The 8,832-nt window shown below is 62.7% G+C and carries 12 protein-coding genes; 1 reads left to right on the forward strand and 11 read right to left on the reverse strand.

All coding sequences use genetic code 11. The annotated features are described in order from the left end of the window. Positions 1-256 (forward strand): hypothetical protein (locus SB786_RS35030; protein ID WP_410731404.1); only part of this gene is annotated, 256 nt, incomplete at its 5' end. 223 nt (positions 257-479) lie between these two features. Here SB786_RS35030 and SB786_RS35035 read toward each other — a convergent pair. From SB786_RS35035 to SB786_RS35085, 11 genes are all read right to left on the reverse strand, one after another. Further along, positions 480-1,688 carry a DUF2201 family putative metallopeptidase gene (locus tag SB786_RS35035; RefSeq protein ID WP_410731405.1) on the reverse strand — a complete coding sequence of 403 codons (1,209 nt, stop codon included), beginning with the start codon at positions 1,686-1,688 and terminating at the stop codon, positions 480-482. Between the two features lie 7 nt (positions 1,689-1,695). Beyond that, positions 1,696-2,625: a hypothetical protein gene (locus SB786_RS35040; RefSeq protein ID WP_176091221.1), complete on the reverse strand. Its 930-nt coding sequence runs from the start codon at positions 2,623-2,625 to the stop codon at positions 1,696-1,698. Positions 2,626-2,724: 99 nt separating this feature from the next. Next, positions 2,725-3,750 (reverse strand): ATP-binding protein, encoded by a 1,026-nt coding sequence (locus tag SB786_RS35045; RefSeq protein ID WP_410731406.1) that lies wholly within the window; start codon positions 3,748-3,750, stop codon positions 2,725-2,727. Between the two features lie 120 nt (positions 3,751-3,870). Beyond that, the gene (locus SB786_RS35050; protein ID WP_176091223.1) at positions 3,871-4,122 is read right to left on the reverse strand and encodes a DUF3717 domain-containing protein; all 252 of its coding nucleotides are present in this window, start codon (positions 4,120-4,122) and stop codon (positions 3,871-3,873) included. A 256-nt stretch (positions 4,123-4,378) separates the two neighbouring features. After that, positions 4,379-4,843 (reverse strand): hypothetical protein, encoded by a 465-nt coding sequence (locus SB786_RS35055; RefSeq protein ID WP_410731407.1) that lies wholly within the window; start codon positions 4,841-4,843, stop codon positions 4,379-4,381. A gap of 14 nt (positions 4,844-4,857) precedes the next feature. Next, complete coding sequence (locus tag SB786_RS35060) at positions 4,858-6,366, reverse strand: hypothetical protein (protein ID WP_410731408.1); 1,509 nt, start codon at positions 6,364-6,366, stop codon at positions 4,858-4,860. Between the two features lie 77 nt (positions 6,367-6,443). Continuing rightward, on the reverse strand, positions 6,444-6,854 hold the full coding sequence (locus SB786_RS35065; protein ID WP_212196003.1) for a hypothetical protein: 411 nt from the start codon (positions 6,852-6,854) through the stop codon (positions 6,444-6,446). A 216-nt stretch (positions 6,855-7,070) separates the two neighbouring features. Beyond that, entirely contained in the window at positions 7,071-7,544 is a 474-nt protein-coding gene (locus SB786_RS35070) for a hypothetical protein (protein WP_212196002.1), read from the reverse strand. Positions 7,545-7,552: 8 nt separating this feature from the next. Then, on the reverse strand, positions 7,553-7,945 hold the full coding sequence (locus tag SB786_RS35075) for a hypothetical protein (RefSeq protein ID WP_410731409.1): 393 nt from the start codon (positions 7,943-7,945) through the stop codon (positions 7,553-7,555). Between the two features lie 86 nt (positions 7,946-8,031). Further along, complete coding sequence (locus tag SB786_RS35080; protein WP_176091228.1) at positions 8,032-8,493, reverse strand: hypothetical protein; 462 nt, start codon at positions 8,491-8,493, stop codon at positions 8,032-8,034. Between the two features lie 140 nt (positions 8,494-8,633). After that, positions 8,634-8,832, reverse strand: a 199-nt coding sequence (locus SB786_RS35085; protein ID WP_410731410.1) for a hypothetical protein, incomplete at its 5' end; no start/stop codon positions are given.

Consider the following 8,832-nt stretch of genomic DNA (forward strand, 5'->3'; position numbering starts at 1 on the left):
GGAAAACTTGCTTGGCTTCTTGTTCATGGCTCCATTCTCTCAAGAGTTGGAGCCTCCACAAAATCCGGTGCGGTTCATGACCTCGGCGACGGTCGGGGAATCGAGGTACGACTTGATGAGCTTCAGCGACTCGAAGAACAGCTGTACAGCGTTCTCTTCGAGTCGCGCGACCTTCAGCAAGGGATTTTCGGCAATTTCAGACATGCAGCTATTGTTCAAGCTGGCACATCCGCAAATCGCCCGAAAGAAAGGCTAAATCGAACAGCTTTCGCGTGTCCGAGAAAGCACGCGCCGACGCGTTCCGTGCGTCGCACGACGCGCAACCGGTTGAAGGGGCAAACCCGAAATGCTCCAGAAAAACGTATAGCTTTCTCCCATCTTGAACGCTCGGACTCGTGGCACACGGTCGCGCGGGCGAAAAAAAGCCCGGTCACAAGGACCGGGCGTATTACAGGAAATTGCTTCCGACATGCTGCCGCTCAGCACACGACTTCGATCGTCTCGCCGAACGGCGCGCGGCGAGCGCGCTTGATCGGCGTCGTCGACGCCCAAAGGACCGGGTATGCCGGCTCCTTGGACGGGAAGGTACCTTCCATGTCGGTCAGGTACACGAGGAACACGGGTTCGATCTCGTCGCACTCGAGCCGTCGGAACGGATCGACGAACGACGTGCCGCCGCCGCCCTTCAGCGGCGCCAGCTCGACCGGTTCCCCTCGCTCGAACACCTGCACCTGCGTCACGCGCACGTCGCAGTCGATCACGATCAACCGCCGCGGACGTACCGCGTCGGCAACCGACAGGATCTCGGCCGTGAACTGCGCCTGCGTCTCGTCCCAAACCGAGCCGCTGGCGTCGCGGACGAACACGGCGTCACCTACGGCCGGCTCGCCCAACGACGGCAAGTACATCCCGAAGTGCAGGTAACGCCGGTTCGGCTGCGCCCACGTATAGTCGGTCGGCGCCGCATCCTGCGCGAAGCGATGCAGGAGCGAACGCCAGTCGACCACCGCGGCTACGGCCTGCTCGACGGCGGCTTGTAGCGCGCCGCCGAGCTTGCCGCATGCCTGCGCAGCCTTCGCAGCCTGAAGCACGGCCACTTTCCACTCGGCTTCCTTGGCTGCCTTGTCGGGCCCGGCATACTGCCGAACTTCCCCGCAAGACGGCGCAGGTTCGGTCGCCGGGTCCTCCGCCGTGCTGGCCGGCTGAGAACCCGGCGAGCCAGACGAATTGGCAGGCTGGCTTCCCGGCTGGGTTCCGGGTGGCTGCTTGCCGCCCGGTTTCTTCGCGGCCTGGCGCTTCTCGTGCTGGCGAATGCCGTAGACCTCTTCGGCCGACATCCCCTTGAAGCGGGGGTCTATCAACGCGCCAGGCGGGAGCTGCATCCCTGCAGCAACCACCATCGCATTGACGACATAGTCGCACGCCTCGTTCCAGCCTTCCGGATCACGATGACCTTGGCGCCAGCAGTGTCCCTTTGCGACGTGCCATACCTCATGCGCAAGAACGCCTCGAACCTCCAGGTCGTTCAGGTCTTTGGCATAGTCCGGGTTGTAGACCAGCGACTCGCCGTCCGTCCAGAACGTCTTGCAGCTCGGGTCCTCACGGACTTTGAGCCGCAGCGCCAGCGCTCCGATGAACGGGTGGTCTAGCACCAGTGCCGTGCGTTGCTTCGAAATGCGCGAGTCCATCGCGACCTCACGCAGCAGCGAGGAACGACAGGACCGGCGCAGACTGATCGGTGATCTGATCGGTCATCGGCGCGGCCGGCGCGCCGCCCATGAAGGCAGACATTAGGTCTTCGATCTCAGTCGCTTTCGCAGCCACTTGCGAGCGAAGCACCCTCGATTCTTTCAGCTCGGCTCCATCGTGCGCGGCCAGGTGTACCTTGGCCTGCTCGAGGATGTGCTTCAGCTTCGGATCGTCGGTGAAGTTCAGCTTCGGCAGCAGCTCGCACAACTCGCGAACATGGTTCGCGACGTCGAGACGGACGTTGGTCGACGCGTACAGTCGGTTGCCCATCGTCGACACGGCCTCGTACAGACGACCTACCAGATCCCGGTTCGCTGTCTGGATTGACGCGAGCGCGTGCTGATCGATTTCCGTACGCAGACCGGCCAGCACGTCATTCGGCAAGTCGACGCCGAACTGACTTGCGTCCGGAAACGGCAGAACGGAAAGCTTGACGCCGAACTTGCCCTTCAGCTCGGCGAGCGACGGATAGTCGGCCTCGTTGTACAGCGTGCCCATCTCGTCGCGCGCGCGGTCCTTCAGGTTGAGATAGTCGGTCAGGAAAATCGACACCGCGAGATCGAACTCGTCCTTCATGGCACGCATGCGATCCGCCACCTCCATGTAGACCATGGTCGGCAGCAGACGCACCCCCAGCTGGTCGTACTTCAGCGTGCGGCCGTAATAGTACGAGCGAATCCGGCCGCCGATCGAGACGACTTCCGCATAGCTCGGGGCATGTTCGGGCAGCAGGCGCTTGTTGAAACGACCGATGCCGCGAGCCTTGTGATTCTTCTCGACTTCTTCGGTGACTTTCCCGTCGTAGCGACGGGCGACCCACGTGGAAATCGCGGTAGACGACAGCATGACCTTGGACTGCAGATCGGTGATGTTCATGGATAGCTCCAGATAGACAGAGAATTACGAGACGAAAAAAAGCCACGGGCCGAAATCGGCCGTGGCATCAGGGAAAGGCACAACAGGAAATGGTGGCGGTCAGCTGCCGGAGATGATCTTGCCGATCTCCCCACCCATTGCGCGGATAAACGCGTGGTGATTTTGCAGCTCGGGCTTACGCGCGGTTGCGTCACGTACCAGGAGCGCCGTGAACTCGCGGTGCCCTTCGCCGACGAGACGGTCCGCATATCGCATGACACGTTCGAAATTGCCATCGCTCGCCTTATGCGCGAGCGCCGCGGTGAGCGCGTACAGAATGCTTGGCTCTTCGGGGATCGCGCCCAGGTCTGGATTCAGGAGAATCCCGTCAACCGAGGGGAGCGCCCGATAGATCGCGAGGAAACTGGTCAGCTCGGCGCCGGCGCCCTCACCGACCGTCGCATTGATCGCGTCGGGCAGCAAATCTTCCGGCACGGCCGCCATCGTCTTGGCGAGAAAGCCCCATTTCCGCGGGCTTGCCGATGCAACGATGTCGCGGCTGGTGCGCGCCTCCCAGAGCAGGTCCGGTCTGAAGCGAAGGAACGCGATCAGCTCAGGCGGAACATTCTGACGAACGGCCCAGGCCGTCCAGTCGTCGATCGTAGTTTCGAGCTCGACGACAGCAGCGAAGCGCGAGATCAGAGGATCGAGAATCCCGTTGACGCCAGCGTTGTCACTGCGCCGATTGGTCGCGGCGACAAACGTTACGCAATCCGGCAGCACGTGCTCACCGATCCTGCGGGCAAGCAGCAGCTGCATCTTCGCGGCCTGCACGGCCGCCGAAGCCTGACCGAGGTCATCGAAAAACCAGACCAGCGGACGCGTTGCCGACAGCGCGCGCTCGAGATCCCCAAACGGCAGAAAACGAGCATGCAAACCGTCGGCTGCCGGGAACGGCAGCCCCTTCGAGTCCGTCGGATCTTCCACAACCGGGTGGCTGATGAGGAGGTCGTGCTCGGCCGCCTTGGCGGCAGCCTCGACGATGTCAGATTTCCCGATACCCGGCCGGCCGGAGACCAGCACCGGAAGGCGTTTCGGGATATAGGCGGCAAGCAGCTTGGTAAGACGTGCTGGAGAGAGTTTCATGGGGGTTCCTGAGATGAAAGAGCCCCACGGAAATCGCGCCCAGCAAGGACGTGACCCTGCGGGGCGATTTGAGAAGCCGCGATGCGGCGTGTCGATGCGTCCGGAGACGCTGTTTGAAGCTTAGGCGTGCGCGCCCGCGAGCGCGGCGACCTGCTTGTCGGTCAACGACGATCGCGGCACGCATGTCTCGCGGGTCACGATCATCACGCCGTAGACGTCCGCGAGCACGCGGGCCTCGGGGCAAAGTACGAGCAGTTCGTCGGGGCCGATCGGCGCCGGCGAGCGATTGCGCCACACGTTGATCGCCACCTCGATCTCAGCGATCGAGACGGCGTCCGGTGGGAGGCAAGTTGATACGTCAGGTTGGTTCATGGGTGACCTCGAAAGTGTCGCCCCGTGAACAACGCCCTGCGGGACGTGATCCCCTGGGGCAGGAAAAGGCCGCTTTGCGGCGGATTCGATGCGTCGATGACGCGGTGAGTAAAGCCAGTGTAGGAGGCCCGCCGCCACGCGCCGGCCGGAAAGGTCGGGAAAAGCAAGCGGCTTTAAATCCGCCACGCCGCGAATGGTCGAAAAAAAACCGGCGCACGAGGCGCCGGTTGTTCGAAATTGGCTGAAGTTCCAGCCCTCATGTCGCAAGCAGATCGCATTGGATATTCAACATCGGAAGGACCTCGGCACGGATCTCAGCTTCCCTTTCGCGCATCCTGCGCGTTCGCTCTTCGCCTACTCCGTTGTGCTTCTCGACCACGTAGACGAAGTACAACGGTGTCGCCGGTCCCGGCCACACTCGCCATTCAGCCATGATGCGCGCGCGCACCTCCGGATCGCACGCGAAATACGACGCGCGCCCCTTGCGCCATACGCTTGCGTCGTGGTCGCGCATTCGCTGCTCGCCCTTCCGGGCTCTGGCGATCCGCAGCGCCTTCTCCGCTTCGACGTCCGTTTCGGGCGCCGGCGCGAGCTGGTCTGCGAACAACGGGCAGTCGCGCTCGAGCTTCCGAGCGACACGCTTGTGCCGATTGAGAAACGCTTGCTCCTTTCGAGGCGTCCAGATGTAGGCCTCGTAACGCACCGTTCGATCGAATCGCATGTTCTGCTCCTCGATCAAGCCGCGAGCGGCGTCAGTCGGGAACGCGCATAGTCCAGCGTGCCGTTCTTCGCGTGGAGCGTTCGCCCCTCGGTAGAACCCGGCTTTGCCAATGCGTAGCGCGTCGCCGCACCATGGCGAAAGCTGCGGATCTCGGAATACCCGTCAGCGATCGCACGATCTACATGCTCGACGCCCGTGATGACGACGCTGCCGTGTGTGCGGTACCGGGCGCGGCCGGCCTGTTCCTTCGCGTCGTTGGCGGCCTCTTCGGCGAGCCGTTGCGCCTTGGTGGCATCCTGCTTTGCCTCCCATTCGGCTTGTGCCGCCTCACTGAAGCCGCAGAACGCGAAGATCGCGCGCCGCCGGCGAGACGAATTCAACCCACGCAACGACAGCCCAAACTGCTCGCGCAGTACCTGCTTGCTCTGGTCGTTCCAGCCATCCGCGCGATCCAAAAGCTTCAGCAGGGTGGCGACGTCGCGGCCTTCGACGGCGGCCGCAAACTGGTTCGGCCGTTCGAACGTCCCACGTCCCCGATTCAGCTTGGCCATATCAGTCTGCAGGTCGTACTGGCGCTGAGAGACCCGCCCCTTCTGCCGATCGGACTCCAGGTCTTCCAGCGTCTTCTTCAGGACGGCGTCACCAATCAGGTCACGCAAGCGCTCGGCGACGGGAGACATCGCTATACCAACATCCACCGGGCGGTGGTATTGCTCCGGAAGGTCCAGTTTGTCCACAAGGCCAGCGGCGAACAGCCGGTCGTCGACGTCGACGTACGTGCTGTCAGCCGGAGCGGACTGCAACGCCGCGACGACCTTCGCGCCGATCGCCCGCTTCTCGTGACGGAAGATCGCCACCGCGGACTGCATGACGTTGTACGGGAGCGAGTTACGGAGAGCGGAAACCTCCAGAAGGACGGGGAACCACTGCAGGTCGAATTGGAAGTGCTTTGCGTCCCCACGATAGTCCGCCAACACCGAGTCAGGAATCGGCTGATCCTGAAACAGAGCATAGGCAACGTGGAGCTCGTGCCGGCCGTTGACCCGGCCCGACAGAGAGAGTCGCGGTCCTTGCGATGAATAGCCGAAGAGGCTGACGGCGACCTGATCGCAAACATCCGGTAGGTGAAAGTGACCGCCAGCGGCTCGCGCAGCGTCGACCTCGGCTTCCAGCTGCGGACCGGAGAGCATCCACGCAGGCTTCTTCGCCAGCTCGAACACGAACTGGAAAATCTCCCAGCGCTTGCGAGTAAGCTGCCACGGCTGCGACTGCGTCCCGCCCTTGGTGAACCAGCGGTCACGAAGCTCAGCAAAGAGCGAGGTGAAGATCGAGTGGGCGGTGCCCGGCTGGCGGAGCGTCAAAATCCCGTTGTAGCGCAGGATCGGAAGCGCGGTACCACCGCGCGTCAACGAGATTTCCGTCGTTTCGTACGCGGACAGCGATGCGTCGTGGAAAAACACGTGGAACACGTGCGCGAGGGTGTCAACGTGGATCGCGTCGTTGGGAGTATGGATCGTGTACATCAGTGGTTGTCCTTGCAAAAGGGGCAACCACCCCATCCGGGCGGTTGCCCCGGATTGGGAGAAAGAAAAGTGATGCGTCAGTCGATGTCGAGCACGTTAGAAACCACCGCTGCGACGGCCCAGGCATGGGAGCGCGTCAGGGTCTTCATGCGAATGAGCGGTTGGGTACGCCAGTGGCCAACCCCGAGTTCTGCATCGCGCCAAATAGTGTCGGTATGCACGATCCACCCTTCCACCGTACCGCGCTGAATCGACACGGAACTACGCCGCTGATGCTCAGCGTCGACAGGCCACTTGGACCACGGCTTTCGTCCAAAAACGGCCTCGTTCGCGTACCTCGATTGGTTGGCAACGATCACCCATTCAGGCTCGAGGCCGGCAGCTTGTAACGCCTGCTCGAGGTAACGAGCGACCTCTTCCACTGTCTTGCCGGCGAATTTATGCCCCTCCAGCGGCCGCAATACCGGCTGCTCCAGAACTTCAAACATGGAAACCCCAAAAAGAAAAAGGGCCACACCGAGAGGTGCAGCCCTTAATAGGAAGTCGGCCGCCCAGTGGGTCGGCCGTCAGTTCGATTTAATGCGTGTGGTGACGCAGAGAACGACGTTGGTCGCGCTCCGCCTTGCGACCGCGTTCGCATGCGACGATGCCGTAGCCGCAGAACACCAGCGTCAGAAGCAGTGCAACAGGACCGAAGTACATATTCATTCTCCGTTCATGGAATCCATGCCTACGATGTAGGTTATCACACCGATCACGACCAGAGCAGCGACGTTCATCGCGGTCCAGATCGAGAACTCCGAGATGGCGTGCACGTAGCCGACTAAGCCGACGATCGACGAGACCGTCAGCGTGTGACAGAACCGCCCGAACTGCTGCCGCTGGTCCTTCGACCAGGACGCGCGAACAAGCCGCGTACCCAAGCGGGACCGCGACGAGGCCGCCGGCGGCACCACCGAGACGACAGCAAAGCTGTCGCCCGTCGATTGAATGAGCTTGGCCTCATTCCCGTCCCAGGATGCGGTGATCGCCGGCGGCGACTCGCTGTCCTGCACTACCGCCAGGACGGCGCGGACGCGGGCCGAGACATAGACCATGCCAAGATCCGCGTCATAGGACCCGCGATCGATGATCGTCACCCCCGAAGGGTACTCAATGCAGACGTCGACGAATTGCATCAAGCCCCCTATCGCCGGTCGCTATCGAGACCGTCCACGAGCCGCAGGCCACCAAGCAATGCCTGGTAGCCCTCGTCCGTGTCGAGCAGCGCGAGCGGCACGACGTTGTCGCCGCCACCCGACAGGTCGTGGTGACCCCGCCGCGTGCGGAACGACACCGCAACTTGTTGACGCGAGGACGAATCCGCAACTTCGAGCATCATCCGGCTGGTGCGCAACGTGACGCGGCAGCCGCGGCCGGCCTTCGCCGGCTCAGCCACCACCTCGTGCTCGCCCGCGCGCAACCGCAGATCGCGCGCGACACGGTGGAGCATTCGCGTCGCGTGGTGGGTCAATGCAGCATCGGACGCGACGCCACCCGCGCGCCGGTCCGCATAAAGAACTTTCGGTACCTTGAACATCTTGCCCTCGGAATGAAAAAAGCGAGGCCCCGGACGGGAACCTCGCTATGCAGGAAGAAGCCGGCGGCTGCCGGCGATTGAGCGGCTCAGCGCGTGATGCGCATGCCGGAAGAACTGCTGACGAGCATCACGCGATCGCCGGGGGCGAAGCGTTGCTCGTCGGATTGAACGACCACCAACGTCCGACCGGACCCCGTGCGTACGACGACCTCGAGGCCAGCGTGACGCGCAAGCGATTCCGACAAACGCTGCGAAACGTAGGCGGCACCGGCACCGGCGAGCGCGCCGGCGATGTACCGGCCGTTGCCGCCACCGATCGTGCGGGAGCCGAGAAATGCGCTAACACCCGCGCTCAGCAGCGACGCCAGGCCGGAACGGTCCGACTCGTTGGTGATCGTGATGCCGCGCACGCTGACGACGGTGCCCGCCTCGATTTCTCCCGCGCGCTGAACGTCATAGCGCTGGTAGACGTCGGGAGACCCGAAGTCGTACGAAGCGCACGCGGTCAGGGACGCGAGAAGCAGGACAGAGATGAGAAGCTTGAACATGACGATTGCCTCAAAAAAGAGGGCAATCGCCCGTCAGGGAGATTGCCCTGACAGGGGAGCCGACACGTTGTCGGTGAGAGAAATGCGCAAGGGCGAAGCCGATGCGGCTGGGTCGATGCGCAGAAGCGCGAGAAACAGGTTCAGTGTAGGACTGCGCGCCGGAGTCGCGCGCCGGAATCATCGAGAAAACCGGCCGGCTTTCCTCTGGACGAAAAAAAAGCGCCTGCCCGATTGCTCGGGAGGCGCTGGTTGAAGTTGTGTTGGAACCTGTCCGCATTTTTGTGGGCGAGGCGGTTGAACAACAGGTTATCCACGCGCCTGCGTGAATCGCTCGCCGAA

It is taken from the genome of Burkholderia sp. SIMBA_062, assembly GCF_046534765.1.
Lineage (GTDB): Bacteria > Pseudomonadota > Gammaproteobacteria > Burkholderiales > Burkholderiaceae > Burkholderia > Burkholderia ambifaria.